Raw genomic sequence first — 25,787 nt, forward strand, 5'->3', positions numbered from 1 at the left:
TCAGCCTCCTAATAAGAGCATTCTAACTACCTTCTTGCTTCTCTCAACAGCCTTCGCTAAGGGCAATATTACTTCCTTTGCTATGGAGACGGCCTCTTCGTATTCCTCTAGTTTTGCCTTCAGCACATTCTTGGCGACGAACTCTTTTAGTTTTTCATCCAACAAGAAGCTGAGAGACTCCTCTTCCCTGGCTTTCGCCACTTCACAACACCTCATCCTTAATAATCTGAGATAACCTTTTAGGTGTGACTATTTCTATTTCTCGGAGCTTCTTGTTTAGATTGATTCTGTTCACGGCTGTAACGACGCTCTTGTTGGCCATTCTCCGGGAATCCCACGAGACCAAGTAATCGGCGTCTCCGAGTGTAGCGGAAGCTATAACCAACAAGTTTGTAAAGTATTTTTCAGACAACACCTTCTCGTCTAGGTACTCTTTCGCCAACTCTAGGACTTTCCTATGATCGTCCTCTACTATTTTTATCCCATATTTGGGTAGAGCTGAGAGTGCGTGTCTGAGTCTGAACCAGCCCATATCGCCTAAGTAAAGCAATTGTTCCAACTCAAGCAATATTGGCGTCCCTATTACAAGCTCCCAGTCGGCCTTCTTCACTAGATCCAAGAACTCGACGGTCTCGTCGTGCAATTTGTCCTCCAGCGTGGACGCGGCCAACAAGACGTTGCCGTCTAAGTATACTTTTGCCTCACCCTTTGCTACCAAAACTCCTCCCACGGGAGAAGGGGGCGAGGGCTTTTTGAAATGAAGTCTTTATCAAAGAAAGATGAACTTGGCTAATTTGATCATTTCAAAGCTATTTAAGGTCGGCGATTCCAGAACTAGGCTCCTCTTGACGAAGCCAAGCCTTTCCAAGGTTCGTAGAGTGCCATGAACGAAGGACGGCATGCCCCTCCCTACGTTGATTATCGCAACTTTCTCCACTTTCCTTCCCTCCAAACTCGCGAGCATGTTAGAGAGCTCGAGGGAAGCGTAAGCTTGACTCTCTGCGTCAAAGACATAAATTATCCTCCTCGTGCCTTCCATTATTTTGGCCAATTCGTTTGGATTTTCTACTTCGTAGAAGGACTCCTTTGGGATGATCCCCCTGAACGCCCTTATACTGTCAGTTAGATTCGACAATATCTTAGACGATACCTCCGAGGGAACGCCTACCAGCCAATATTCCTTTGTCTTCCTCCCTACCTTAAATACCACCTTAGCGTATGGTGCTTGATCCCCTTGTACGGAGAACAAGTTGTTATCTATTATTCCTGCGGAACTCAGCATGTCTAATTCCTCGAGCTTGGTCAATGCTATATATAGAGAATTGATTATCTTGTACTTAGGTTCGAAGGTTCCCATAAGAGTTATGCTCTTTTTCGGAGGAACCCGGACGAAGTGAACGCCGCTCGAAACTTGGGCGTTCTTTGGAATGCTTACCACGGCCACCTTTAGGACACCCGATGTAGAATAGTACTATCCACCAGCCATATATAAACCAGCCGACGGTGACGGAAGAGTGACACAGCTGTATATATTATATTGATATATTAATGTTGTGATGCACAGACCAAGGGGTGCATATACTCAAATAACTCGGTCGGACAAGCGAGAAACGAGGGAACAGAAAATTGAGGAGCAGCTTACTATTAACTATATTAGCGGCGTCCCTAGTGATAGCTGCGTCGACCGAAGAGATGGGCCTACTCACCAAACCCTACCAGCTGGGTCCCAACTGTGAAAGCATAAAGAAGGTAATAGAGTGGGTTGGCGGCACGAACAATATACACCTTCCAAAGGAAATACCGATAGGAGCTCCAGCTCCCTTGAGCGGCGCTTTAGGCTCCTTCGCGGTCTCTAACTACAATGCCATCAAAATGGCATCCGAGGATATAAACGGTTGTATGGAAAAGCTCGGACTTCCGTGGAGGTTCAAGTTTATAATGGAGGACACTCGAACGGATCCACAAGTCGCTGTTGAAGTAGTAAGAAAGCTAGCACTCCAAGGCGTCCAAATAATCGCGGGCAGAATCACTAGCAGGCCTATGGGATCTTTGATGTATCCCGTCAACTCTGAACTTCACGTAGTCGTAATGTCTGCTACCAGCACTGCACCCAACTTAAGGTTGGCTAACTATAAGGAGTATATCTCTAAGACCGGCAAATCCTATATATTTTGGGCCATAACCAACGACTACTTCCAAGGAAAGGCGCTAGCTGAGCTGGCCTCCAAGTTAGGTTACAAGAAAGTCGCGATAATGTTCCGTCAAGACGATTACGGCGTCGGACTGGCCAACGCTTTCAAGTACTACTTCTCCCAAAACGGCGGCGAGAGCATACTGATCCCCTACGATCCTAACGCTAGGACGTTCGACGCCGAGTTAAGAGTTATCGCCAACAACAATCCTGACGCAATACTCTTCATCTCCTTTGACGAGTTGAAGGTAATACTGAGACAAGCCCTACAGTTAGGCCTACAGAAGTACCCGTGGTTGTTCAGCGAGACTTGCAGAGGCGTACTCTTGAACGACCCCTACTTAGCCAAGATAGTTGCAATAAAGAACGGCATGGGTACCGGGCCAGGAGGTAGCGACGTTTTCGCAAAGCTGTACGAGGAAAGGTTCGGCATACCGCCCATGCTCTACGCTGATTATATATATGACACATTGTGGCTCTCGGCCCTCAGCGTATTAAAGGCCAAGAAATACGACGCTGACGCAATCAGAGAGGCGCTCCTCGAGGTAGGAGCTTACTTCAAGGGCTACACCGGGCCCAAGACGTTCAATCCATTGACCCAAGAGGTCATGAAGTCGTCCTACCACTACTGGACTATAAAGATAACTGACGGCAAGCCTACTATCGTCAAGGCAGGTTTCTGGGATCCGGAGAAGGGTATAGAACTATTCATGTCCATTAGGCCTAAGTGAGAATAAATTGAAGTTTTTAAACCGAAAGTCGCCCCCAGACTTTGGAGATAGTGCCATGAGGAAGTCCCTCCCTTTGCTACTGTTATTAGCAATAACGGCATCCACCGCCTTAGCCCTCGCGCCTCAAGAAGCGTATGGAGGGCCTAAGTGCAGCTACATCAAGGTGGCCATAGAGAGAGCCGGCGGTCTAGAGAAGGTACGAGAAGGCCTCGGAGGAACTGTCATAAAGGTAGGGGCTCTAATACCCATGAGCGGTGCTCTGGCCAGCTTTTCTGACGAACGCTACGCAGTAGAGCTGGCCGCGAGGGACTTAAACTACTGCTTCAAGGAGCTGGGTCTCCCGTTCAAGGTAACGTGGGTTGTAGAGGACACTCAAACCAACCCGCAAGTAGCCCTAGAAAAAGTTAGGAAGCTCGTCAACGTGGACGGAGTTCGCTTGGTCGTCGGCCCCGCCACCAGCGCAGCCGTCGGTACCCTCCAAGACGTAATCAACGGTGAACTGAAGGTAATATTGATGAGCCACTCCAGCACCTCCCCGCTCGTTAGGTTCAACAATCGCGACTACATAGCTAAGTTGGGCTACAGCTACGTATTCTTCAGCGTTAGCAGCGACTTATTCCAAGCGAAGGCTCTAGCCAAGGTCGTCAAGAGCTTTGGATACGACAAAGTGGTGTTCTTCTACAGAAACGACGACTACGGCAAGGGATTCGCTATGGCCTTCAAACAGGCCTTCGAGTCTGAAGGGGGAAAGGCTTACCTAATACCATACGACCCCAACGCCAGGAGCTACCTCGCCGAGCTAAGGACGATCAACAATTACAAACCCCAAGCAATAGTATGGCTCGCCTTTGACGAGATCAAGGTCATCTTGCGCCAAGCCTTACAGCTGGGTTTGCAGAGGTACCCGTGGTTCTTCACTGAAGCCGTAAAGGGTCCCGCTCTCATAGAGGACCCCGTAGTGGCGCGGGTGTTGGCAACAAAGCACGTACTGGGAACTGCACCCTACACCTCCGGCAACTTCATTAAGTACTATGAAAGTGTCTACGGCAAAGCGCCAGTAGTCTTCAGCGACACCCTCTACGACGCCGTATGGCTGGTGACTCTAGGCGCCTTGAGGGCGGCCAGCTACAACCCTAACTTGGTGGAGCACAGCATAATAGAAATGAGCTACATATACAAAGGCTTCAGCGGTGATAAGAGCATGAACGCCATATATCAGGAGCCTCTGAGTACCAGCTACAGCGTCTGGACCATCAAGATAGTTAACGGCAAGCCCGCATTCGAAGACGTAGGGTTCTGGAGCCCCAGCGAGGGACTGAAGCTCTTTACTAACCTAACACCTAGGTAAACAATTAGTACACGTTTTTTACTAAGTACTTAGGGACCTCCTCGATCCTCAGCGACCTAACCTCCTCAGAACAAAGCGGACACCCTTCGTTTTTGACGTCGCTAGCCATGTAGGCTCTCATGGGTTCTTCTAAGTTAACGTGTATTTCGCTAGGCCAGTCCATGCCCAACGCGATCCGCAAAACCGCTTGTGCTCCGAGGGCAGCCACAAGCTCAGCCAGATTAGGGTTAGTATAGTAAGTGGCCTTCTCGTGCCACACCTTTGAGCAGATCGGGCAGTACCCTCGTTTTAATACCTTGACGTATCCCCTGGTACTCCCAAGACCTAAGTCGACGTACTTCTTCTCGTATTTCACGGCCAGCAACAGCGCAGTGGCCCGAGGAGGCAAGGTATCGAAGGCCGTTACTACGACGTCGCTCTTCTTTACCAATTCTGCAAACTTCTTCAATTCGCTGAAGGAACTCAAGCCGGATGGGGTGAAGACTTCTAAGTAAACCCCTTGAACGTTCGTCCAAGGGTGGTACTTCTGAAACCTCTCGCTTAACGCGGTAACCTTGGCCACGCCTATCTCTTCCGTATGATAACATTGGTAACCTACGTTCTCTGGGCCGACGTAGTCTATGTCAACTATTGTTATTCTTTTAAAATTGAACCGGGCTAGGTTTCTGACCAATCTAGAACCTATGGTGCCTATGCCGCCTACCAAAACGCTCTTGTCCTCTAGCTCCTCAGGGTTTGCGACCTCTTGCAAGTACCTTAGCGTCCGCTCGTAGAAGCCCTTCGGAGTCGCCACACGAGACCCCGTATGGTCGCCTCCCTTACGTCCAAATTAGCGACCTCTACTTCATATACGAGTACCTTGGACGGCGTCACTTTTGCGTATGGAAACTTCTTGCTGTTTGTATTTATACTATATGAAATAATAAATATGAAGTCCTCTAACACTATTTCCGGCACGGACCCGTAACGGAAAGGATAGCACCCTCGTTCCGGCCTCTCACATAAATCGTTTAAGTAGTACTCCTCTTCATCCTTCTCTAAGAGAGCGAAGCCCTTCTTAACCTTCTCCAAGGCTTCGACCTCGCTCAGCCTCAAGCGTTTTGTAGTGAAGGCTATCGTGGCACTGGGCACCGGTTAGTAAAGGCTCAAAGACAAACAAAAGGAAGAGGCGGACACGACAGGCGAAATTATGCCGAAGACTCGCGGTCTTCCAGGCAACGTGGCCATTATTTGGGCTCTAAGCGCCAACTTCATGGTCTCTACGTCAACCGCGGAGGGCTCGGGAGGGATGCCGCAGTGGTAGTGTGCAATGATTATGTCGTTCGGTAGGAAGTCGTATGTCCTCACGTACGTCGGTCCTTTTTCTATTACCTTCATGTACCTGATTCCATCAATTAATATTATAGTGTCGTTCATGTTTCCCGTGAGCGACACCGCGTCTTCAGACGCATCTAAAGTGAGCTCGTAACAGTTATTCTTGATGCCCACCTCAACCAAGGGAATGAATATGTTAGGGTCTATTATGACGTTATGTACCGGTACTGTGACAGAGTCCAACGTCCGTACATAGGGCAACGTCTAGCACCTCTAGGGGGTTCCTTTCAGTCTTTCTTAAGTACTCCCAAGATTCTATATGCATGACACACATATTAACGTTCACTAACTTGGAAGCCTCTTCGAAGGCCGGCGCCAACTCCGGCAGTTCTCTGGCCTTTATTTCAAAGAATTGGGACTTCAAGTTGTAAAAACAACACTTATGAAGTACTTTAGGAGAGACGAATATTAAAGGCTGGGTGATGGGGTAGCCGAGGCTAGGAAAAACGAAGACCCGATAGAGCCTGGAAGGGCTACAGTACTCCTTCTTCTTACAACGCTTCTCCGTCCAAATGCCCAAACCCGGATCGTTGGCCAGAGGGGAATATTTGTTTCGCAGCTCAGTCGAACCTAAGTAGTGTTCCCTGAAAATCTCGATAGCGTCGATCAACGATCCGTAGGGCTCTTCTATGGAAGCGTACCAGACGTTCCCGTAAACGCCAACTATCTGGCCCACGCTTTCCGAAGAGTGGGTTATCTCGTATTCCGCCCCGTCCGGCCTCTTTATGAATAGCCTTATCCTTGAAGGGCTTATGCCGAGCTTCTCTGCCAGCTTGCTTCTCACCTCGTCCGGGGTTTCACCGTAGTTGGCACTTACGTGGTATTCTGAGAACTCGGGCTTCATCAATATAGTTAGGTGGATCTCGCCCGGTTCGGTGCTCAACTTTACGGCCTCCTCCTCATCTCGACTTCGGCCTCTATCGGTTCGATCACGGGTTTCAACTGATCAACTAGCGACAATATGGGTTTGATCTCTTCTTCGGGGAGGCTGTACTTCTCCAAGAATTCCTCCCCGTCGCGCGTTAACTTGAGCTTGTTCTTGGCCGGATTCCTCTCTAAGAGTCCTACGTAGAGTAAATCCATTATGTCTTGGTGGAGATCCTTGCTTCCTATTACTTTCCCTATTTTCACGAACTCGTATCCCAAGTCGACGCCCTTCTCCTTCATCTCGTAGAGTAATCTCGTCAATCCTTTTTCTGAGATCTCGCCCAAGTGTTTGACTATGTGTAGCACTATCTTCATGTTCTTATTTTTCTTGACGTCTTCAACGGTCAGCACTTGTCTAGTTATTATCTTCAGTTCCTTGGTCTTCCCTCCTCCCGGCGCTGACACGCTCTCCTCCTGGTTGTCCAGAACCCTTTGAGGATATTTGTGTGTTGGTGAGTCTCTCCCATAGTTCAGAAAGGGCCTCCTCAACGGTCCTTCCAGATATCACCAGCTGATATAGCTCGAAACGGAAGAGCTCGCGCCCTAGCTTCTCACCGTAGTACTGAACGAACAAGCGTTCTACGTCTTCCCGGGATATCCTCTTCACCCCCTTAGGCACGCTCAAGTCCAACTCCACATCCCTCTCTAGGTACCCTCCTATAGCGGACAACAAGAATATTAGTCCCAAAGCAGGCTTGGAAGCCAAGAGGATTAATCCTGAGAGCGCGAGTATGCCCAGAGCCACTAAGGGCAAGGCTTGATAAATCAACAAGCTCGCCCACGGGACGTAGTTGGCAAGCGTGAGTGGCCTAATCATCAAGCTTACCATTATCGATATTAACAATATCACGTTTAACTTGACATTCCATTCCCTCTCTAAATTCACCAAGGTTTGTGCGCCGTCCCTAATTTTCTCTGCATAAATCTTTCTGAGGAAACGGTCGTTCTCTTCTCTGGCTTTCTTTACGATCTCCGTTAGTTTGGACCACTTAACCGACGTTTTGGGCGTACACGGAATGGACGTCAAGCTGTTGGAAGCCTCTGCCAGTATTTCCATTATTACTGTCGAATCCCAATTAACTTCGTCCTTGGCGCTCTCTATCATTAGCTTTTCGAACTCTAAAAAGAACCTCTCCTTGGATTGGCACATCATTAGTCTTTACCTAGTGGGCTCTACGCCCTCACCCCTAAGAACTTGTTCAGAAGTTCTTCGTCCGTCCCGAGCTTGGCCGGAGGCACGGACCTCACGAGTTCCCTCTCGTAGGCTCGGAAGAAGGGACACACGTAGCAGCCTAACCGGTAGAAGCCCGAAGCGTAGAGCGGATTTGGCAGTACTCCGTTCCTAAACAAGTACAGCTGAACCATCGCGGCGCTCCAGAGCTTCAAAGGGGCCTTGACCGTGCCAACGCCCTCCCAAACCCTCTCTTCCCATCTGGCCGAGCGCGCTTGGGACTCGGCGTCCCGGTCGCCCACAACTATGTAGTCAGGTTTTACCTCCTTTATTATCTCCTCCAGCCCCTTCAACTTGAGGGCGGTACACCACCTTTCCTCCCTAGTAGGGAGGCCTCTCTGAAATATCTGGCTCTTCACTGGAACCTCTTTAATTATCAAATCTACACCCAGCCGCTCTGACCAGAACTCTACGTACTTCCTATTCAGATACATATCGACCCCTGTATCGACGTAAACCGCAACAACCTCGTCACATGCTTTCTTTGCTATTATCAAGGCAGCTGTGCTGTCCTTCCCGCCGCTCCACGGGACGACGGCCTTTTCGCACCCCCTTAGCGTGAAGGAAGAGACTTTTTCCCATATATCGAGAAATTCTTTGCTCATCTCGACAGACCTCATTATGTCGAAACCCTTAACGTCTCCCAATTTAACTACCTTAGGGTAGTGATAGTCGTTCATTTCGAACATGGCTACCGTTCTTCCTTCTGAAAATATTTCGTGGAAACCCTTCTGCCTCTTAAAGACCAAGAATGCGTCCTTAGAGGGCTTGCCCAAGCCTAAGGTCTTCCACCAGAGGCCCCACGCTAGGAAGGGTTCCTCGCTCGGCTCCACCCTCGCGGGGTACTTCTTTCCCAAGTAAGGTACCTCGTCCTGCCACCGAACCCAACCCCTAGGCTGGGCCTTGGCTCTCTCAAGTTCCCACCTCAAGTGGGATAGTCTGGCGTTCCTAACCCTAGCCCTCGGCACCAAGTGCACTATCACGTTAGGTGGCGTAACTTCGACTAACTTCCTTATTACTTCGGAATCCTCCCTTCCTAATAATACTATGTTAATTGCGTCGGGATTTACGACATGATCAATAACGTCTAATATCTTTTCCTTCCTCGCCCCTTTAAGCGTTGTCAACTCGACGTTCCAAGATGGGAGGGTTTGGTCTAGCATTGCCCTGACCGCGTCGGCGTCCCTATTACTTCGCACGATTATGCGCATCATTAGCCTTCAAAGCGCTGCTTGTCCTCACTTCCTTAAAAACTAAATACTTGTCAGAGGTTTTCGGGCGCGGCGATGACCGTGTACAACCCCTTCGGCGACTACGTCTGGGAGTTCCGATCGCCTCGTAGCAAGTTCGGACCGGGATCGCTGAACGAACTCAAGGTGGACTTAGAGAGGCTTAAAGTAGAGAAACCCTTCTTGATAACTACCAAAGGGTGGGTAAAGAGAGGTATAACGGACAGGATTAGGGAAATACTTGGAAAGGATGTCCCCTATTGGGACGGAGTAGAACCAGAGCCCTCTGCCGAGAGCGTTGAAGAGGCTGCCAAGGCGCTGGCGGAGAGCGGGGCGGACTCGGTAATAGCCGTCGGCGGAGGCTCCGCGCTAGACACGGCCAAAATAGCTAACTTGCTCGCTACCTACGGTGGAAGGGTTAGGGATTACGTCGCTCCCCCCTACGGGGAGGGGAAGCCCGTCCCTGGGCCCGTCAAGCCCATGATAGCCGTCCCCACCACCGCTGGTACTGGTAGCGAGGTCACGAGCGTGGCCGTAGTTACCTTAAAGGACGTTGGAGTAAAGGTAGGCATAAGCTCAGACTTCTTGAGACCCGCTCTGGCCTTGTTAGACCCTGAACTTACCCTCTCTATGCCTCCTAAAGTGACAGCCGACACAGGGATGGACGCACTTACTCATGCCGTGGAATCTTACATAGCCAAGCCCTACTGGGCAAGGGAGAGGCCGGAGGACCCGGCCATGAGACCGGTCTACGTGGGCTCCTTCACGGTAACCGACGCGCTAGCGGAGAGGGCAATAGAGCTTATAGGTAAGTACTTGAGGAGGGCGGTATATCAAGGTAAGACCGATCTGGAGGCTAGATCTGGGATGCTTATAGCCAGCTACTTGGCAGGCCTCGCCTTCGGTAACGCCGGTGTGGGACTGGCGCACGCCGCCTCCTACCCGCTCGGAGGGCGCTACAAAGTGACCCACGGAGAGGCGGTGGGCTTACTGTTGCCGGCAGTCTTGGAGTTCAACGCGCCAGCCAACTACGAGAAGGCCAAAAGAGTCGGAGAACTGTTGACCGGCGAGAAGTGTCCGGAGAGGGACCTAGCGAAGTGTGCCGAGTGGGCAGCCAACGCTATCAGAGCCCTCCAACGAGACATAAAGTTTACGCCGGGACTTGAAGCCGTCGGAGTTAAGGAAGAAGACTTGATGGAGATGGCAAAAGAAACGCTGAACCAGAAGAGGCTGTTAGCTACAAACCCGAGGCCCGTGACCGAAGAAGACGTCTACTGGGTTTACAAGAGGAGTATGAGAAACTACTAAACCTTAGGGGATAGAGAAATCATGAAGTTAAGGGAAGTTTTAGATGCAGCTGCATCCTTGGTCAGGACGGGGTGGATGCAAAGGGGAGTACCCCCTTCGCTCGGGGAAACGGTAGCCCTCCACTCCTTCTATGCGGCACTAATAGCATTGGAGCTCGGATTAAAGCTAAAGGAAGTAGGCATAGAGGTGGATCCCGAGAGGGCTGCCTCCATAGCGCTAGCGCACGACCTCCCCGAAGTCCTAGTTGGAGACTTGCCCAAGTGGACTGCCGACAAGGTAGGCAGCGTGAAGGAGGATTTGGAATTAAACGCTATAGAGGAGTTAAACTCGTTGAAGGTCGTAGAATACTCTAAAGCCTATATAGACGAGCAGAGCCGCGAGAGGACGCTAGCTAAAGTAAGCGAAACGCTGGCAACGTTATGGCAAGCTGAAAAGTACGAAAGCATGGGACTTTCCAGGGTCGGGGAAATAAAAGATACTATGCTAGCGCACCTAAAGGAAATCATAAATAAAGTAAGGGAGGAGGACGGGGAGTTCGCGAGAGCGCTAAGCGAGGCTTTGGGTGAGCTCGATGAAGGTTTGCAAGGTCTGTGGGCTTAAGTACAGAGACGAGTTTAACTTTTGCCTCGTGTGCGGGAACCCGCTGTCCGATGAGCGCTCCCCCGGGCCGAGGGGTGAGGAGTTCAGCCTTGGGCGAGGGCGCCCGACCAGCGCTTGAAGTTGCGCCACACAGCGTTCTTCACCGTTTCTTCGCTTACCTTTTTAACGTCGGCAATCAACTTAATCAATTCTAAGATAGCCTCGGGAGTTAGCTTTACTCCCCTATAAGCATAAGGGCCGTCGCTCTCCGTCATTATGGATGAAAGGGGGGCTCTTTCTATTACCCTCATGTGCTTCTTCTGCAGCTTAGCCGCTGCGTTAATGCCTACGTAATAACCTTGAGAGGTTATCTCGTCTAAAAGGTAGATGGGGCCGTTGAACCAGTGGAAGTACGCCTTATCTACGTCATACTTCAGAAGCAAATTGAAGACTTCCTCCCAAGAGTCCAGCGCGTGAAGGTTGACGGGTAGGGAGTATTCTTTGGAGAGCTTCAAGAAGTATTCGAAGACCACTTTCTGCCTCTCTATGTCCGAGACGTACCTCCTGTCCAACCCTATTTCGCCCAAGCACTGAGCCGTTTCCGCTAGCTTTCCAAGCTCCCTCAGCTCCGAGTCGCTGGTCTCAAGCGAGCTCCAAGGGTGAATGCCAACGCATGGGACGACGTTCTCGCTCTTAAGCGATATGGTCTTGATCGAACTCTTCAAGTCGTCAGAAACAGCCACCAAAACGATCTCTCGCCTTACCATCGTGGGATCCTCGTGTAAGTGGACGTGAGCGTCCACTACCTTCCTAATAGCCTTCCACCGCGCGGGTCCGCAAGGGCCGAAATTAATGTTAAAACGATTCTTAAGGGGGCTTGAGGACGACCTTGAAAACGCGGTCGAGGGAAAACACAGGAGGTTGGTGGTCGTCTCCGGCGACGACCCTTCCAAGGTCGGGGAGGTGGTCAAGGAGGTTCTGTTACTATACGACAGGATAAGACACAGGAGGGACATGGAAAAAGGTACGGTACTCTACGTGTTCCACGATGAGTTCGAAGACGCTAAGAAAATAAAGGACATAGTTAAATCCGGGGTCAAAGAAAATGGAAAAAACATAGAACTAAGCATAAATGTCTATGAGGCCTCTAAGAAGCTCCTCGGGAGTACGTACCAAGGCTTGGTGCTGGACCTAACACACGACTTGAGGCCGAACGACGTAGGAAGGCTAGTGGAGGTGGTCGAAGGAGGGGCCCCTGTCGTCTTGATAGTCCCCAAGTGGGAAGAGTGGGACGCCCGAATTACGCTGTTTAAGAAGCTATTGACCGTACCACAGTACCCAGAGCCGCGCCACGTCTTCATAACGTGGTTTAAGAGGAAGCTGATGAAACATCCCTCGCACATATACCACGCTGATAAAGACGAAATAATCAAACAGGAAAGATTTGAGAGCCCTAAATGGATCCCGAAGAGGCCAAAAATACCGGAGAAGGTCCGGTTTTCTCGAAAGCTCTACGAATTGGCACTTACCCAAGATCAAGTTAACGTAATCCAAGGGATAGAGTGGCTATTAGGGAGGAAGAAGAGTCACAGGGTGTTGGCAGTTACAGCCGACAGGGGCAGGGGTAAGAGCGGGGCCGTGGGGATCGGGCTCGTAGGGTTCGTGGAAACGTTCAAGAAGTCGAAAGGTGGTTTCGTAAGGGTAATAGTAACCAGCGCAGACCCCATAGGCGTCCAGACACTCTTCACCTTAGCAATAAAAGCAGCTAACATCTTAGAGGTTAAGACTAAAAGGTTAGAGAGGAAGGGTTACGTTTACGAAATTCACGGAGAGGGTTGGAGCATAGAGTACTGGCCCCCGGCCGACGCCGCCACCAAAAGTGCAGACTTGGTAGTGGTGGACGAGGCCGCAGGAATTCCGGTCCCGTTGCTCCACAAAATATGGAAGAACCATAAGAGGAGCCTTTTCGCAACCACGATACACGGCTACGAGGGCGCCGGAAGGGGCTTTAACGTACGCTTCTTACCCGCCTTAAAGAACGACAAGAAGACTGAATTAAAAATGATTCGCATGACCGAACCGATAAGGTACGCCTTGGGCGACCCCGTAGAGAGATGGCTTTACGACGCTCTCCTGTTGGACGCGGAGCCCGCTAAGTTGGACGGCGAGGACTTGAAAGCAATAGAGGAGAAGAAGTTAAAGTACCTAAAGCTCGACCCGGAGTGGCTCTTCTCGGAAGAAGGCGAAGGAATCTTGAGACAGCTCTTCGGAATATACGTCCTAGCACATTACCGCAACGAGCCCGACGATTTGGCGATGATTGCCGACGCCCCCCACCACAAGCCCCGGGCCGTCATCACGGAGACCGGTAAGGTAGTCGGGGCGATCCACTTAGCGGAGGAAGGTCCCATACCGGAAGATATGATAGATGACCTCTTAGCCGGAGGGAAGATAGCGGGAAACATAATACCCGACAGGTTCTTGAAGCACTTGAGGGTTAGGGAGTTCGCGCATACGAAGGGTTGGAGAATAGTAAGAATAGCGACGCATCCAGAGGTCCAGGGAAAGGGCATAGGCACGTTCGGACTAGGAAAGGTGTCCGAAGAGGCGTCTGAGAGGGGCTACGACTGGGTCGCCTCGGGATTTGGTGTCACCGCCCAACTCTTGAGGTTCTGGTTGAGGTCCGGCTTCATACCGGTTCACATGAGCCCCGACAGAAATCCTTCCAGCGGCGAATTTACCATACTCTTGGCAAAGCCACTCAGCGAGAACCTAAGGAGCCTAATAATGGAGGCCAACAGGCTGTTCCGCAGAAGGGTATTGATGGCGCTGCACCTCAACTACAAAGACTTGGAGTGGGACGTAGCCAAGCTCATCTTAGAAACGGAGCCCTTGCCCCTCCAACCAGACCTAAAGGTCCCTCACTTCCATCCGGTGGACTTAGATAGGCTCTGGATCTACGCCTACGGACCCATGACCTTCGAAGCGGCGAGTGACTTGTTGTACCGCTTAACTTTGGCCTATTGGTCCCAACCCAAGGCGTGGAGACCGGAAATAGACGAAGAAATGAAGATAGTATTGATAACTAAAGTATTACAGGCGAAGAAATGGGAAGAGGTCGCGGAGGAGACGGGTATCTCATTCAACAAGCAGACCGCTATACTAAAGTCGTTTGCACGAAAGGCTCTGAAGCACTACTGGGATATTGAAGAAGGAGGTAGGGGCGTCACCAAAGCCATGCTGGAGACTTTCCTAGCCTTTCGGGGGAGGAAGCTGTTGGACTTCTAGGGGGTACTAAACAATGAACCCGTATGACTTGATAAACGCATTTATCTCTATGTTAGTAATAATTGACCCCTTTACTAACGCTCCCGTGTTCTACCAACTAACTTCAAGCTTCGACCCCAAACGGAGAAAGAGGATTATTATCAGGAGCGCGACTTTGTCGACGATTATTTTATTGATATTCGCGTTGTTCGGAGACTTGATAGTGAGGCCGTTCGGAATGACGTTAGAAGATATAAAGGTAGCTACTGGCTTGATCCTACTCATCTACGCTATCCAAGCTCTATTGGGAAAGAGTGAAGCAGAGATGATAGACCCCGAGAGCGTGGCTATAGTTCCGATGGCTATTCCGATGCTGGCCGGACCCGGAGCCATAAGCTTGGTACTTTACTATAGGTCCGTGTTAGGGCCCTTCGAGCTCGCGCTAGTCGTAGTGGGAGTTATGCTAGTAAGTTTGCCGATTCTGTTGCTAGGAGGGTACTTGGATAAACTGTTAGGAAAGAACGGAACTCTCGCCCTGAGCAGAATACTGGCGATACTTATGGCGGGACTTGGGATAGCGATGGTTAGAGAGGGGCTCCTCTCCTTCATTCCCCCAACTGGTTGGCGCACTTGCTGAGCAAGTACAACAAGTTCCGTAGCTCTTGTCTAGTAGCCTTTGTTAAGAGTCTCTTCACGGCAATCATTGTCCTCTCCCTCTTACTTTCGTCCCTTACCAGCCTCTTCGCTAAACGTTCAAGCACGCCTAAAGTTAGCAACATGTCCTTCTCGTCTGGCCTTTCGACAGACGTCCCTCTTTCTATTCTATATTGTTTCCACACCTCCCACAGAACCACAGCGACTGCGTGGGACAGGTTTAACACTGGGTACTGGGAGGAGGCCGGCACGTGGAGAAGGGCGTCACACTCCTTCAGTTCCTCCCTAGTAAGGCCGACGCTCTCCCTGCCGAAGACTAGGGTAAGCTTGTCCGGCTCGCCGAACTTTTCCTTGAGCTCCCACGGCAAGATAAAGTCTCTGAGCGGGTCTACGTTGGAAACCTTAGAGCTCGTACATACCACCAAACCTTCTAAAGATTTCTTGTAATTTTCGACTACCCTAACTCTGCTCACGTAATCCCTCCCGTTAGCCGCGAACCTGAGCACTTCTTCGTCATATATATCAAACTTCGGCCTTACCAGTACTATTTCGTCCACTTCGAAGTTCTTACACAACCTCAGTATGAACCCGAAATTTATCTTGCCTTCTGGTTCCACCAGGACCAGACGGACCTTCAAGTAAGCGAGCCCCGAAGACGGAGCTCCGAAAAGAGTTTATTGTACGCCCTCCTCCACGTGGGCTTGTATCTTCTCGACGGCCTCTAACAGCATCTCCCCCTCGCCGGTCAAGCCCTTAGCGCCGAGGAGCTTCGCTTCCCTAGCGACCACTAGAGCGTCCTTCACTATACCTAGTGTAAGCCTAGTCTTATTGACTATCTCGGCCACGTCCTCGTAGCTTCCGAGCTCCCTAACCGCTTGTAATACCCTTATGAAGTGCGGGTGGACCGGCGTGGCCACGCCGGGAGGGGTGGCCACTAAAGCGTGCTTAATCATGTCGCCTATTTCAGTAAGCTCGACGTAGCCGTTCCCATAAACTTCCACCGCTCCCCACATCTCTAGCCAGTAGATAGCCGCTCTGACCTCCTCTTCGTCGTAACCTAGGGCGCTCACCCTCTTGACTAGTTCCTCCAACGGCTCTGCTCTCCTAGAAGGCAAGGTCTTCTGTAACACTACGTGTTCCAACTTAGTTATTAGAGGTATCCTCTTTACCTTTCTCGATATCCACATGAGCACTCTGGCCTTGCTGCCGGCCCCTTGAGGCCCCATCAGCCCCCAGCGTATAGCGTCTTCTATCCAGAGTCTGAACGGCGGTATACCCTTGTCCGCGTAGACCAAGGTCTTTACGGCGTGGGCGGGCACCTCCGTCACTTGGCCTAGTACCTCCAGCAGCCTCCTGCCGTATTCCGTCAACTCGTAGACCAACTTACCCTTCTCTTCATAGGAGTTTATCAGCCTCGCTGCCTCCAAGCGATAGAGGGCAAGACCTATCGTGTAGTCGCTGAACTCCAGCTCCTTGTAGGTTTCCTCGTCCATCCCTAGCTCGTCCCTATGCTTTTCTATCCAGTACTGTACCAACTTCTTGGTCGGCTTTAGTTCTGGGTTGTTTTCGGCCTTTTTCCACAAGTGGTCTATGGTCTTGAGTACCCACTCGTCCACCCTAGTCAAGCCCACGGGGAACGTGTCCCACCATTCTCCCCTTTCCAGCTCCTTTAGTGCTAGGTATAACCACTTGGCGGCGCGCGTAGGTTTGCCGCCTCTGTAATACCCCAAGTTCATCAACCAATACTTTTCTTCCTCTGTTAACTCGCTCCCTTCTACAAGTTTTTTAACCATATTTGCTATCTTCATATTTACGAGGACGTATTCCATAGCCACCGGTCTGAGTTCTCTGACCGCCTCTCTCAAGAACCGTCCGAGACGCGTGAGCGCGTAGTACTTCCTATCTGGGGAAGTAAAGACTATGACGCCCATCGCCTCGAGTAAGTCTATGTGATCCTCAGGGAACTTACTGAGTGGAGAGACTGCTGCAAGTCCCGGAGGGATCCTCGCCAAGGTCCAGCCCAAGTCCCTAGTGACCCTTATCTTCGCTGGTCTTACCTTAGGCTCAAACTGCATGACGAGCTTCTTGGCAGCGTCGGTTAATAACCCCTCTTCGTTTACCAGCCCCCTTTCCCTCAAAGGTGTGAACCAGTCCTTGGGCGCCTTTGCAGAAGTCCTCCACAAGCTCCACACGGCCGCGTGGATGGAGCTGTCGAACCACCTCTCCGTCTCCGGCTTTCCGGCCTCCTCCCAAGCCTCCAAGACCTTCTTGCCGGCATCTGTCAGCTTGAAACTTCGAGGCTTCTCCTTGCTGACCGGCTCTATAAGCCCTTGCACCTCCAAGGAGAGCAAGATGAATAAAATGCTTTCGGCCTCCTCGTACTCGCCAGTAGCAATTTCGGTTATGTCGACTTCCTCCTTATCCTTAAATTTTTCTAATATTTGCATGTATTCTCTTTTTAATAGCACGGTCCTCCTCCGGCACGGCTCCCAGATGGGTGTATAAATACATCAGTCCTAGAGAGGACAAGTCTTTTGAATTCTCTATTTCTTACAGGATGCGGACTGAAGGATGATACCGCTCTACGATATAAACACAGTAAGGGGAAAATCGATAGTTAATACAGCAATAATAACACTAAATATCTTGGTGTTCGCCGTGTTGGAACTACCGCTGTTACTACAAGGAAACGTACTGATGTTCGACGAACTAATCAAGAACTACGGCGTGGTACCATACTTCGTTGTAAACGGGATGAGGGAGTATACTCTTTTGACGCACATGTGGTTCCACGGCAGCATAGAACACATCGCGGGAAACATGCTATTCCTTTACATTTTCGGGGACAACGTAGAGACCGTACTGGGAAAGAAGAGGTACTTGATTCTCTACTTGCTTTCCGGGTTGGGGGCCGCGGTCTTCCACTTACTCTCAATAATGTTAACTCCTTCAATGATACTGAGTCCGTACTTGAGACAGAACCCCTGGCTCACCCCCGCTATAGGCGCGTCGGGCGCGATAAGCGGCGTTTTAGCTGCTTACGTGCTCTTCTTCCCCCACGCCCACGTGATGACTCTTATGTTTGCACCTTACCCTCTCTTAATCCCGATAAGGGCCAGCGTCTTCATAGGTTTATGGTTTGTCTACCAGTTGATAATGGGCGCTTGGAGCCTCACCGGGATGCCCACGGGAGTCGCTTGGTGGGCTCACGTTGGAGGTTTCTTGACCGGGGCCGCTCTGACCTACCTGCTGGCCGACCGCAACAGGATAGTCGAGTTGCGTCTGAGGAGCAGGTACGTCGTTTATATCTGACCAAACGATAAGGGCCGGGGAGGAGTATGAAAGAGATAGACTTAGCTTACCAGAACGTCGTCTGCGGAGACATGGTGTCTAACATAGCGATGGCTGTTCAGCAGCTCGAGAAGGGCGAAGAGGCAAAAATAATACTCCCCATAGAATACAAGGAGAGCGTGGACGTGTATAGAGAAGCGCTAAAGATTATTGGGGCAGAGGTGCTTGAAGTAAGGGAAGAAAACAGCAAGTTAATTTTAGTCGTTAAGAGGGTCTGAGGTCCAGAATTTCCCACGCGGGACTTCCGTCCTTCGAAAGCGGGCGCCAGCCGCCCCCTAAAGGCTCGCTCGCGTAAACCCCTTCTTTTTCCCACATTACGTAGTACTCGTCACCAGCGTGGTAGTTGAATATTACAAGCTTGGACAAGCTCGGAATTATAGATACGAAGTTGGCCGACGGTTTTGGTTTGACCGTCCTTGAGATGATCTCCAGCGCTTCCTCCAACTCCTTTCCGGAGGTTAGGAGTGCCCCGAGATAGCAGGCCAGCGCCTCACTCGAGGTCCTTCGGTAGAGCTTGAGGCCTGCGAGCCTCGGGACCTCCGCGTTGCCGTTGTGGGCCAAAATGATGCCGTTGCAGAAGTGGGGATGGACGTGCTCCAAGGATTTGGGCAGCTTCTCCGCCCTGCGGGCGTGGAGGATGAAAGGCGCCCTCGGGAGCGGTTCTAGACTCTCCCATATAGGTTCAACCTTTTTCTTAATTATGACCGTGCCGTCCTCCAAATATGCCGCGAAGCCCCAACCGTCCCCGTTGGACAGGCCTTTGCTGTCCTTGTAGGCTACCTTCACGAAATTGGTAATAAACTTAGGTCTTGTCCCCGCCATCATCCGGCACAAGTTCACCCTCCTTGAGTGGCAACCCGTTGATTTTGTAATGTTTGGCCAACAGGTAAGTATGTATCTTCCTTATCTGCTTTATTTTGCCTATCTTTTCCTTAACGATGTTTTCCAAACTCTCCAAGTCTTCTACCCACACAACGGCGTAAACGCTCGCGTCGCCTAAGAGGGTGCCTAGTTCTACTACGTGCGGTATTTCAACCAACGTCTTTGCGACCTCGTCCACGCTGGAAGGCTCAGTTTCTATAAGCAGAAGGGCCACCACGTTGAACCCTAGCTTCTTCGGATTTAGAATTGTGGTGTAAAACCTTATTATGCCTTCTTCCTCTAGCTTTTTGATCCTCCTCCTGGTCGCTACGTCACTTATGTTGAGTTTGTCGGCTATATCTGTTGTCGTTGTTTTTGAATTCTTCAGCAAGGTCTTTAGGATTAGCTTGTCCCTGTCGTTTATTTTCTCCCAGCGGACGAAATCAATTATGTTAGGTTCCCCGAGGTTCCTAACCCTCCTAGTGGCCACCTGTAGAACCCCATTAGGGGGGTTAACATTACCCGCTAATGAAGCTTCCGCTACTCTGGTTCTTTCTATATAGAACGGGCGTCCAAATTGCTACTTTCCGCACAGTTAAGCCTAGATTTATGTTCGAGGAGCTAACTCGGTCTCCACGATTTAAACACTATTCATGTAAAACAAAGAAATTTAATCAATATTAGTACGCTATCTACGACTCTACAATTGACGTCTCACCGTCCATCGAGCTTTTTACTTTGAACATTTGGTGAGTTAAAGGGGGAGCTATAGTGGAAGAAGAGCATGGCGTCGATTACTTAGAGCCCGAGTCCCAAGCAAAAGTGTATAGCAGCATAGCCGAGATGAACCTCATCGAGACGTTGAATAACTTGATGAATGTATTAACAGAAGAGATAAGGGCGGCCTTGTTCATGGTCAAGAAGGCCAGCGGGGGTACTGGCGTGGAGATAGATGCCGCGCTTCAAAAGGTAAGGAGTTTGAAGGAGAGTATAGAAAATCACAAGGACAGAGCGATGGAGTACTTGGTTAGGCTACCCGCCGGACTGATAATGAAAGATACGTTCATGCCCATAGTTCTTGGCATTTCGAACACTGCCCAGTACGTTGATGGCTCTTGCTACAGGCTGGGTATCCTCGCTAAGAGGGGAAAAGCGCACGAAGAACTCTTACTCGAGACACAAGAGCTGCTAGGGCTCTTACTCGATCAAGCAGAACGGTTAGCCAAAGCGGCCCGCGTAGTGACTGAACCTAAAATGGCAATGAAATACGTAGACGAAAGTATAGACCTAGAAGACGAGATAGATAAAACCTACCGTTCCAAGCTAATGGATGTTCTAGAGAGCTCTAAAGACTGTGCGTCCGCAGTCCTCTCGTGGGAAATACTGGGCAACTTAGAAGACGCATCGGACATATTAAAGGACGCTGCCGAAAACTTAAAATACTTCTTGATGCATAAGGTGTGAACTTTGTTCACCGCCTACTTGGTCGGCGACAGGGTAATAGTACTCAGCGACGTTGCCGCCAAGGAAATATATTCGAGAGGCTTCTTCGGTCACCCATTGGGAATAGAAAAGCCAAAGGGGCCGGAGGACGTGAGGGCTCCACTGGCGCTCTCGCCGTTGGAAGCTCTTTACTTGTTGGAGACCGGAGTAATTGAAATAAGGGACATAACGACCGACAAAGCATATACTCCCGAAGAGTTAAAGAGTATTTGGAACTTCATGGAGGATTTGGATGACAAATACATAGTATATAAAGAGCTGAGGGACAAAGGATTCGTCGTGAGATCGGGGCTAAAGTACGGCTCAGACTTCGTGGTCTACGAGTTCGGGCCCGGAATAGACCACGCCCCTTACGTGGTTGACGTTATAAAAAAGAACGCAATCATAGATCCCTCAGAAATAATAAAGGGAGGTCGGATGGCACACGGAGTGAGAAAGAGGTACATTATGGCAATAGTAGAGAACGGCTCTATAAACTACGTTATGCTTAAATGGTACTTACCGTGAGATACCCTCGACGAGAGGACTTGGAGCGAGGTGGGTGCTTAAGTTGAGGAACGGAGTAAGGAGAGGCGGCAGGGGTCGTAGGGATCTAAAACCAAAACCTCTAGGCGACAAGTGCAACCCAGCGTGTCCGTTCTTCCGCTGCTCCCAAAACGCCCTCATGTTCACCAAGAAATACCAGAGAGGGAAAGTTATTACGGTGGTGACATGCCGCTTAGTAGGAGACAAGTGTATAGGATATAGGTGTCAGTACGCGTACTGTGAGAAGAAGTACTTGTTGCCCGACGGCCGCTGCGCTTGGGCCCTCCGGAAAGGTGAGGAGAAGGAAGATACGTTCATAAAAGAGGTAGAGGAGGAGGAGAAGGCTCTTGATAAGCTAAAGAGCAAGCTCCGCGGCTACGAAGACCTATTCTAACGTAGTTGAAATAAACGATGTTTGGGTAAGGTATGGTAACGAATACGCGCTGGAAGGGGTTACCCTGAATGTACCCAAGGGCGACTTCTTGGCAATCATGGGGCCCAACGGCGCTGGAAAGAGTACACTATTAAAGACCATCTTGGGCCTAACGCCTTTGATAAGAGGAAGCGTTAGAGTATTTGGAAAAGACCCGTATAAACAAAGAAGCGAGATCGCAAAGAAAATAGGATATGTTCCCCAGAAAGAGAACGTAAACGACGAGGTGCCTCTAAGGGCAATAGACGTAGTAATGATGGGTCTGATAGAGGGCTTCAAGCCACAAGACGAAGATACCCTCTTGGACAAGGCCCTCAGAGCGTTAGAAGAGGTGGGCTTGATAGACGCGGCTCATAAGAGCTATAGAGAGTTGTCAGGAGGCCAGAAGCAGAGAGTGTTGATAGCGAGGGCCATAGTCTCAAAGCCTGAGCTCTTGCTCTTGGACGAACCGTTCTCTGCGCTCGACGCCCAGAGCTCGAGGATCGTGGCGCAGCTCTTGGAGAAATATAATAAGGAAGAAGGGGCTACAATAATCTTAGTAACTCACGACATCACACCTATAGCAAATCACGTGAAAAGGGTCGCGCTGTTGAACAAGAAACTAATAGCTGTGGGTGATCCCCTAAAGATATTCACTAAAGAAAACTTGTTGAAGACGTACGGAATAGAGATCCCAGTACTAGTGCAAGGAAGGCTGTGTATACCCTTGGTAGGTGACCAGCATGGACGTTAACTTTATTTTGTTAAACTCTGTCCTTTTTGCTACGACATCATACGTTGGTAAGTATTTGAAGTATTTAAGAGCGACATTCTTAGTACCCGCATCCTCTGACTTCGCCCTCGCCATTACTATACTGTCTCTGTACTTCTTAGGGAAGGCAGACGTCGTGGTCTTGTCTGTTGCGGCCGTACCAGTCGCGGCCGCTTTGTGGAGGAGCAGAGGCCGTCAAGTCCTCTACTTAAAAGCAATAGCGTATACTATCACAACACTCATGATGCCCTACCTAAGCTACGAAGTATACGATTATGCTCAATCGCTCCTCACAGGGTTCTTGTTTGTGTGTCCCAGCACGCTATACCTAACCGCCATAACTGTCTTATTAACGTCCTTTCTAGTGATATTTAGAAGAAACGTAGTCTACTCTATCTTCGATCCGGAATTCGCCCTCTTGAAGAACATGAAACCCGCACTATGGTTGACTCTCTTGGCGGTAACTTCAATACTCAACGGCTTTTCGCTGACGTTAAGCCTGGGGTTCTTACTGGCGCACGTGCTCGCCCTCTCAGCCGTTGGCGTGAAGGATACTATCAAAGCCACGGCTATATTCTTCGTCCTCTCGTGGGCTCTGTCCTCAACTCTGGCTGCCCCTTTAGCCTGCGCGAGCTCTGCCGTAGCGGTAAGGGCCGGTGAGGTGCTATTTCTGCGATTCCTCGGCTACAGCGAGGTGCGAGGTCTGCGGGCGCCCGGTCTGCGAAAGGCATTCCCCGGTCTGTCCCGCGTGTCGTAGGGGAACGTGCGAGGTCTGCGGAAAGAGGCTCTCAGTATCGAGGTGTTACGTGTGCGGACGACTCGTCTGTAAGAGTTGCAGTGAAGAGGTTCAGCCCGGGATTAGGGTGTGCAAGCGTTGCTTGCCAAACTGGAGGGAGAGGCTCGACAATCTCACTAAAAAATCTTTGGAAAAGTACGTGAGGTGGTACCTTGAAGAGGCCCGCCGTTATAGTAGGCTGTGGAGGACTGGGGAGTTGGACCTCAATAATAATGGCTAAAGGAGGGTGGAAGGAGTTCGTACTAGTGGATCCCGACGTGGTCGAAGAAAAGAACTTATACACACAAGCTTACTTCCCCGAGGACGTTGGGAAGAGAAAGGTCTTTGCTCTAAAGAGGAAGCTAGAGACGTTAGGGGCTAAGGTCAAGGCCTTTCCGAACGCCGTTGAAGAGGTCATAGAAGAGCTCCCGGACGCTCCGCTAGCTTTAGCTCTAACTGACAATATACCTAGCAGACTAAAGGTAGAGGAAAAGTACAAGACTCTTCACGCGATGGTTAGGCCCGGCTTAGGTATCCTGCTGATGACTGACAACAAATTGAAATTGAGGAATTTAATGAGAAAGGGTAAACATACGGGACCTCAAGAAGTAACTATGGTAACCATGGTGGCCTCTGTAGCTGCGAGAGAAGCTCTGGAATACTTAACTCGCGGCGCTTCGACTATCGAAGGAAAAATGCTTTTGATAACTCCTTACAATTTTGAATTTTGGTGGAAAAAACCTTGATTGAACTAATATTGTTGTGGTCCTTCGAGGGAGGTTGGCTAGTCAGCTCCTTAGCGCCAGGGCCTCAACTGGGAGTCGCGACCTTCGCCCATTGTTTCTATTTGTTGAACTGGACCGACGGTGCAGTGACCCTCAAGAAGTGTCCAGGATCTCAGATACTCCGCGCCTCGTACGCCTTTGGGAAGTACGCGTTCGTAGGGGACCACGAAGTTTACGTAGTTGATGGAAATGTAATTAAAAAGGTGGACTGTAACTGCACTTACGCCTTGCCCCTCAAAGAGGGCTTAGCGAAGTGTACGAGGGACGGAAGGCTTGTGACTCCCGAGAGGTCGCTCCCTATCAAGTGTAACTGGCTAGGGACAAACGGCACGGTCCTATTCGTCTCTTCGGACAACTCTACATATCTAATAGATCTTAAAGACGGCAAGATAATAGCGGAGTTGAGGGCCGGGGCCACGGCAGGCTCCTCGTGTAAGGGCTTACTCGCTTTGACTAATACCTCCTCCATCGCAGTGTTCGAGGGAACTAAGCTCTTGTGGAAGGCTCCCGCCAGCTGGGCGGGAGAGCCGGACTTCTCGGACGACTGTAAGTACTTGGTTTACCCAGAGGTGTACAGCGGGACCCTCAACTTGGTCGAGGCCACTACGGGGAAACTGTTGTTCCGTAAGACGTTCTACTTCTCTGAGGAATGCCAGTTAACGCTGTTCTCCGTAGCGTGGAGGGGCAACATAATAGCTCTCGGCAGGGGGGACGGTTGGGTAGAGGCGTACGCGGTGAGGGGGCTTGAGGGAGGCTGAAGTCCTAAGATCTAAGGGCTTGGACGTGAAGTGTGAGGACTTGGGCGACTGCACGGCGTGTTATTATAAGGAAAATGGGGGTTTGTATACAATCATAGTTAAGGAGGGGGCGAAGGGCTACTACGCAAAGGTCGTCCCATTCCACAAGCTCCCGCCTTCGTTCACTTGCTCCTCTGCTTTTTTAGTCCCTCACGGTTTATATGCCTTCGCCGACTGCCTTGACGAACTAGCGGACAAAATTAAGGAAAAGTTAGAAACTGTTGAAAAGCTATCTGATTAAGCCTTCTCGCGAAACCGCTCTGGGGAAGCCTTCGTGGCCCTGTTCGACTGGGGAACCTATAACGGCTTGACGAAGCTTGAGAGTGCGTCGCTGACCGGGATGAGGCTCACCGAAATACCGCCGGCCGAGCTGTCCAGAAAATACTATACTGAGGAACATTTTCTAAAATACAGAGAATTCTCATCAAAGTACTTCCACTTGGTCACGGCCCACGCGCCGTACTACAGCTTAGTGAATCATGACAAGTATACTCACGAAAAGGTAAAGCGTGCTATGGTTCAAGCAGCTAAGAAGGCCAGCACGGCCGGAGCCAAGATATTTAACATGCATTTGGGAGCGAAGGTGAGAGGTATCCCATACGACTACGAGCCCGTCGTAGACGTCGTTAAGGCGATACTAAAAGAAGTTCCCTCACTGTACGTCTCCTTAGAGACCACCTATACCGAGAGGTTCTTGGGCAGTTTAGACGAAATAAAAGAGATCATAGAAATGGTTGGAAGCGAAAGGGTCATACCGTCGGCCCAGTTAGAAAACGACTTCATGAGAGAAACGAAGGCATACGCTCATGGAGACTTGACCGTAGCTGACAAGCAAGCCACTGTCGACTTTTGGCTATCCATATTTAACAAGCTAAAGAATATGACAAACAAGTACTTCAGTCTTAGATTCAGTCAAATAATAGCGTTTAAGTTTAGAACGTTCATAATGAAGAAGAGGGTTCCCTTGGGCAAGGGCTACCCAAGCCTTGAACCCTTGGCCGAAGCGCTGGCGCTATTCCTAACCAAAGACCTCTACTACGCTGCCTCCGGGCTGGAGGCTCACTTAATCTACACTGGTCCTTGGCAGTTGAAGTACAGAGACGTCGTAAGGCTCTACTGCGAAGTTATGGGGAGGGCTACGTCGTACATCAAGTGAGGGAAGTTGGT

General features: G+C 50.3%; 32 protein-coding genes. 17 read left to right on the plus strand and 15 right to left on the minus strand.

Features of this window, described 5'->3' with window-relative positions; translation table 11 throughout:
• Genes AC1HCZ_RS01760 through AC1HCZ_RS01770 form a run of 3 tightly spaced genes read right to left on the minus strand, consistent with a single transcriptional unit; the run spans window position 1 to window position 1,444 of the window.
• Window positions 1–201, minus strand: coding sequence for a hypothetical protein (locus AC1HCZ_RS01760; protein ID WP_479461825.1), 201 nt, complete (start codon window positions 199–201; stop codon window positions 1–3).
• 1 nt (window position 202) lies between these two features.
• Window positions 203–718 carry a hypothetical protein gene (locus AC1HCZ_RS01765; RefSeq protein WP_479461826.1) on the minus strand — a complete coding sequence of 172 codons (516 nt, stop codon included), beginning with the start codon at window positions 716–718 and terminating at the stop codon, window positions 203–205.
• Between the two features lie 51 nt (window positions 719–769).
• Complete coding sequence (locus AC1HCZ_RS01770) at window positions 770–1,444, minus strand: hypothetical protein (RefSeq protein ID WP_479461827.1); 675 nt, start codon at window positions 1,442–1,444, stop codon at window positions 770–772.
• A 182-nt stretch (window positions 1,445–1,626) separates the two neighbouring features.
• Between AC1HCZ_RS01770 and AC1HCZ_RS01775 the strand changes: the two genes are divergently transcribed.
• A complete protein-coding gene (locus AC1HCZ_RS01775; RefSeq protein WP_479461828.1) occupies window positions 1,627–2,922 on the plus strand; it encodes an ABC transporter substrate-binding protein in 1,296 nt (431 codons plus the stop codon).
• 55 nt (window positions 2,923–2,977) lie between these two features.
• A complete protein-coding gene (locus AC1HCZ_RS01780; RefSeq protein WP_479461829.1) occupies window positions 2,978–4,270 on the plus strand; it encodes an ABC transporter substrate-binding protein in 1,293 nt (430 codons plus the stop codon).
• A gap of 4 nt (window positions 4,271–4,274) precedes the next feature.
• Here the strand turns inward: AC1HCZ_RS01780 and AC1HCZ_RS01785 are convergent, their stop codons facing one another.
• The 7 genes from AC1HCZ_RS01785 to AC1HCZ_RS01815 are packed head-to-tail and all read right to left on the minus strand — an operon-like array spanning window position 4,275 to window position 9,016.
• Window positions 4,275–5,063, minus strand: a complete 789-nt coding sequence (locus AC1HCZ_RS01785) for a ThiF family adenylyltransferase (RefSeq protein WP_479461830.1) — start codon at window positions 5,061–5,063, stop codon at window positions 4,275–4,277.
• Complete coding sequence (locus AC1HCZ_RS01790) at window positions 5,027–5,401, minus strand: hypothetical protein (RefSeq protein ID WP_479461831.1); 375 nt, start codon at window positions 5,399–5,401, stop codon at window positions 5,027–5,029. Before AC1HCZ_RS01790 ends, AC1HCZ_RS01785 begins: the two co-directional genes overlap by 37 nt.
• 3 nt (window positions 5,402–5,404) lie before the next feature.
• The gene (locus tag AC1HCZ_RS01795) at window positions 5,405–5,845 is read right to left on the minus strand and encodes a hypothetical protein (protein ID WP_479461832.1); all 441 of its coding nucleotides are present in this window, start codon (window positions 5,843–5,845) and stop codon (window positions 5,405–5,407) included.
• Window positions 5,799–6,527, minus strand: coding sequence for a hypothetical protein (locus AC1HCZ_RS01800; RefSeq protein ID WP_479461833.1), 729 nt, complete (start codon window positions 6,525–6,527; stop codon window positions 5,799–5,801). Before AC1HCZ_RS01800 ends, AC1HCZ_RS01795 begins: the two co-directional genes overlap by 47 nt.
• 2 nt (window positions 6,528–6,529) lie before the next feature.
• Window positions 6,530–6,976: a hypothetical protein gene (locus AC1HCZ_RS01805; RefSeq protein WP_479461834.1), complete on the minus strand. Its 447-nt coding sequence runs from the start codon at window positions 6,974–6,976 to the stop codon at window positions 6,530–6,532.
• Window positions 6,927–7,724 (minus strand): hypothetical protein, encoded by a 798-nt coding sequence (locus AC1HCZ_RS01810; protein ID WP_479461835.1) that lies wholly within the window; start codon window positions 7,722–7,724, stop codon window positions 6,927–6,929. Before AC1HCZ_RS01810 ends, AC1HCZ_RS01805 begins: the two co-directional genes overlap by 50 nt.
• Window positions 7,725–7,744: 20 nt before the next feature.
• A complete protein-coding gene (locus AC1HCZ_RS01815; RefSeq protein WP_479461836.1) occupies window positions 7,745–9,016 on the minus strand; it encodes a phosphoadenosine phosphosulfate reductase domain-containing protein in 1,272 nt (423 codons plus the stop codon).
• A 72-nt stretch (window positions 9,017–9,088) separates the two neighbouring features.
• Between AC1HCZ_RS01815 and AC1HCZ_RS01820 the strand changes: the two genes are divergently transcribed.
• On the plus strand, window positions 9,089–10,339 hold the full coding sequence (locus tag AC1HCZ_RS01820) for a hydroxyacid-oxoacid transhydrogenase (protein WP_479461837.1): 1,251 nt from the start codon (window positions 9,089–9,091) through the stop codon (window positions 10,337–10,339).
• Between the two features lie 21 nt (window positions 10,340–10,360).
• Window positions 10,361–10,939: an HD domain-containing protein gene (locus AC1HCZ_RS01825; RefSeq protein ID WP_479461838.1), complete on the plus strand. Its 579-nt coding sequence runs from the start codon at window positions 10,361–10,363 to the stop codon at window positions 10,937–10,939.
• Window positions 10,940–11,022: 83 nt separating this feature from the next.
• Here AC1HCZ_RS01825 and AC1HCZ_RS01830 read toward each other — a convergent pair whose 3' ends face one another.
• Window positions 11,023–11,721, minus strand: coding sequence for a TatD family hydrolase (locus AC1HCZ_RS01830; protein WP_479461839.1), 699 nt, complete (start codon window positions 11,719–11,721; stop codon window positions 11,023–11,025).
• Between the two features lie 49 nt (window positions 11,722–11,770).
• Between AC1HCZ_RS01830 and AC1HCZ_RS01835 the strand changes: the two genes are divergently transcribed.
• Window positions 11,771–14,206: a tRNA(Met) cytidine acetyltransferase TmcA gene (locus AC1HCZ_RS01835; protein ID WP_479461840.1), complete on the plus strand. Its 2,436-nt coding sequence runs from the start codon at window positions 11,771–11,773 to the stop codon at window positions 14,204–14,206.
• A gap of 13 nt (window positions 14,207–14,219) precedes the next feature.
• Window positions 14,220–14,822, plus strand: a complete 603-nt coding sequence (locus AC1HCZ_RS01840) for a MarC family protein (RefSeq protein ID WP_479461841.1) — start codon at window positions 14,220–14,222, stop codon at window positions 14,820–14,822.
• Here AC1HCZ_RS01840 and AC1HCZ_RS01845 read toward each other — a convergent pair.
• A complete protein-coding gene (locus AC1HCZ_RS01845; protein ID WP_479461842.1) occupies window positions 14,791–15,477 on the minus strand; it encodes a TrmH family RNA methyltransferase in 687 nt (228 codons plus the stop codon). The genes AC1HCZ_RS01840 and AC1HCZ_RS01845 overlap by 32 nt on opposite strands.
• Window positions 15,478–15,513: 36 nt before the next feature.
• Complete coding sequence (locus AC1HCZ_RS01850) at window positions 15,514–17,307, minus strand: DUF505 domain-containing protein (RefSeq protein WP_479461843.1); 1,794 nt, start codon at window positions 17,305–17,307, stop codon at window positions 15,514–15,516.
• A gap of 103 nt (window positions 17,308–17,410) precedes the next feature.
• On the opposite strand from AC1HCZ_RS01850, the gene AC1HCZ_RS01855 reads away from it, so the two are divergent.
• Window positions 17,411–18,151 (plus strand): rhomboid family intramembrane serine protease, encoded by a 741-nt coding sequence (locus AC1HCZ_RS01855; RefSeq protein ID WP_479461844.1) that lies wholly within the window; start codon window positions 17,411–17,413, stop codon window positions 18,149–18,151.
• A 26-nt stretch (window positions 18,152–18,177) separates the two neighbouring features.
• Complete coding sequence (locus AC1HCZ_RS01860; RefSeq protein ID WP_479461845.1) at window positions 18,178–18,408, plus strand: hypothetical protein; 231 nt, start codon at window positions 18,178–18,180, stop codon at window positions 18,406–18,408.
• On the opposite strand, the gene AC1HCZ_RS01865 is transcribed toward AC1HCZ_RS01860, so the two are convergent.
• Together AC1HCZ_RS01865 and AC1HCZ_RS01870 are read right to left on the minus strand one after the other, a co-directional pair.
• Entirely contained in the window at window positions 18,395–18,976 is a 582-nt protein-coding gene (locus tag AC1HCZ_RS01865; RefSeq protein ID WP_479461846.1) for a class II glutamine amidotransferase, read from the minus strand. The two genes, AC1HCZ_RS01860 and AC1HCZ_RS01865, sit on opposite strands and share 14 nt — an antisense overlap.
• Before the next feature lie 16 nt (window positions 18,977–18,992).
• Window positions 18,993–19,541 carry an Lrp/AsnC family transcriptional regulator gene (locus tag AC1HCZ_RS01870; RefSeq protein WP_479461847.1) on the minus strand — a complete coding sequence of 183 codons (549 nt, stop codon included), beginning with the start codon at window positions 19,539–19,541 and terminating at the stop codon, window positions 18,993–18,995.
• A gap of 281 nt (window positions 19,542–19,822) precedes the next feature.
• Here AC1HCZ_RS01870 and AC1HCZ_RS01875 point away from each other — a divergent pair, with 281 nt between their 5' ends.
• The 9 genes from AC1HCZ_RS01875 to AC1HCZ_RS01915 all read left to right on the plus strand — a co-directional run bounded on the left by AC1HCZ_RS01875 (window position 19,823) and on the right by AC1HCZ_RS01915 (window position 25,776).
• On the plus strand, window positions 19,823–20,515 hold the full coding sequence (locus tag AC1HCZ_RS01875) for a hypothetical protein (protein WP_479461848.1): 693 nt from the start codon (window positions 19,823–19,825) through the stop codon (window positions 20,513–20,515).
• A 3-nt stretch (window positions 20,516–20,518) separates the two neighbouring features.
• Complete coding sequence (endA, locus tag AC1HCZ_RS01880) at window positions 20,519–21,061, plus strand: tRNA-intron lyase (RefSeq protein ID WP_479461849.1); 543 nt, start codon at window positions 20,519–20,521, stop codon at window positions 21,059–21,061.
• A gap of 43 nt (window positions 21,062–21,104) precedes the next feature.
• Window positions 21,105–21,473, plus strand: coding sequence for a hypothetical protein (locus AC1HCZ_RS01885; RefSeq protein ID WP_479461850.1), 369 nt, complete (start codon window positions 21,105–21,107; stop codon window positions 21,471–21,473).
• Between the two features lie 49 nt (window positions 21,474–21,522).
• Window positions 21,523–22,245, plus strand: a complete 723-nt coding sequence (locus AC1HCZ_RS01890) for a metal ABC transporter ATP-binding protein (RefSeq protein WP_479461913.1) — start codon at window positions 21,523–21,525, stop codon at window positions 22,243–22,245.
• Window positions 22,235–23,020 carry a hypothetical protein gene (locus AC1HCZ_RS01895; protein WP_479461851.1) on the plus strand — a complete coding sequence of 262 codons (786 nt, stop codon included), beginning with the start codon at window positions 22,235–22,237 and terminating at the stop codon, window positions 23,018–23,020. Before AC1HCZ_RS01890 ends, AC1HCZ_RS01895 begins: the two co-directional genes overlap by 11 nt.
• Before the next feature lie 191 nt (window positions 23,021–23,211).
• On the plus strand, window positions 23,212–23,784 hold the full coding sequence (locus tag AC1HCZ_RS01900; protein ID WP_479461852.1) for a HesA/MoeB/ThiF family protein: 573 nt from the start codon (window positions 23,212–23,214) through the stop codon (window positions 23,782–23,784).
• Window positions 23,781–24,581: a hypothetical protein gene (locus tag AC1HCZ_RS01905; RefSeq protein WP_479461853.1), complete on the plus strand. Its 801-nt coding sequence runs from the start codon at window positions 23,781–23,783 to the stop codon at window positions 24,579–24,581. Before AC1HCZ_RS01900 ends, AC1HCZ_RS01905 begins: the two co-directional genes overlap by 4 nt.
• A complete protein-coding gene (locus tag AC1HCZ_RS01910; RefSeq protein WP_479461854.1) occupies window positions 24,568–24,861 on the plus strand; it encodes a hypothetical protein in 294 nt (97 codons plus the stop codon). The genes AC1HCZ_RS01905 and AC1HCZ_RS01910 overlap by 14 nt, the downstream gene beginning before the upstream one ends.
• A 33-nt stretch (window positions 24,862–24,894) precedes the next feature.
• Complete coding sequence (locus tag AC1HCZ_RS01915) at window positions 24,895–25,776, plus strand: TIM barrel protein (protein ID WP_479461855.1); 882 nt, start codon at window positions 24,895–24,897, stop codon at window positions 25,774–25,776.
• Window positions 25,777–25,787: the final 11 nt, after the last annotated feature.

It is taken from the genome of Ignicoccus sp., assembly GCF_056435145.1.

Bases quoted from the DNA above. Each gene is read 5' to 3' on its own strand.
- AC1HCZ_RS01860 (WP_479461845.1), top strand. From the start codon at position 18,178: ATGAAAGAGATAGACTTAGCTTACCAGAACGTCGTCTGCGGAGACATG.
- AC1HCZ_RS01855 (WP_479461844.1), top strand. From the start codon at position 17,411: ATGATACCGCTCTACGATATAAACACAGTAAGGGGAAAATCGATAGTT.
- AC1HCZ_RS01895 (WP_479461851.1), top strand. From the start codon at position 22,235: ATGGACGTTAACTTTATTTTGTTAAACTCTGTCCTTTTTGCTACGACA.
- AC1HCZ_RS01825 (WP_479461838.1), top strand. From the start codon at position 10,361: ATGAAGTTAAGGGAAGTTTTAGATGCAGCTGCATCCTTGGTCAGGACG.
- AC1HCZ_RS01810 (WP_479461835.1), bottom strand. From the start codon at position 7,724: ATGATGTGCCAATCCAAGGAGAGGTTCTTTTTAGAGTTCGAAAAGCTA.
- AC1HCZ_RS01840 (WP_479461841.1), top strand. From the start codon at position 14,220: ATGAACCCGTATGACTTGATAAACGCATTTATCTCTATGTTAGTAATA.
- AC1HCZ_RS01780 (WP_479461829.1), top strand. From the start codon at position 2,978: ATGAGGAAGTCCCTCCCTTTGCTACTGTTATTAGCAATAACGGCATCC.
- AC1HCZ_RS01815 (WP_479461836.1), bottom strand. From the start codon at position 9,016: ATGATGCGCATAATCGTGCGAAGTAATAGGGACGCCGACGCGGTCAGG.
- AC1HCZ_RS01835 (WP_479461840.1), top strand. From the start codon at position 11,771: ATGTTAAAACGATTCTTAAGGGGGCTTGAGGACGACCTTGAAAACGCG.
- AC1HCZ_RS01820 (WP_479461837.1), top strand. From the start codon at position 9,089: ATGACCGTGTACAACCCCTTCGGCGACTACGTCTGGGAGTTCCGATCG.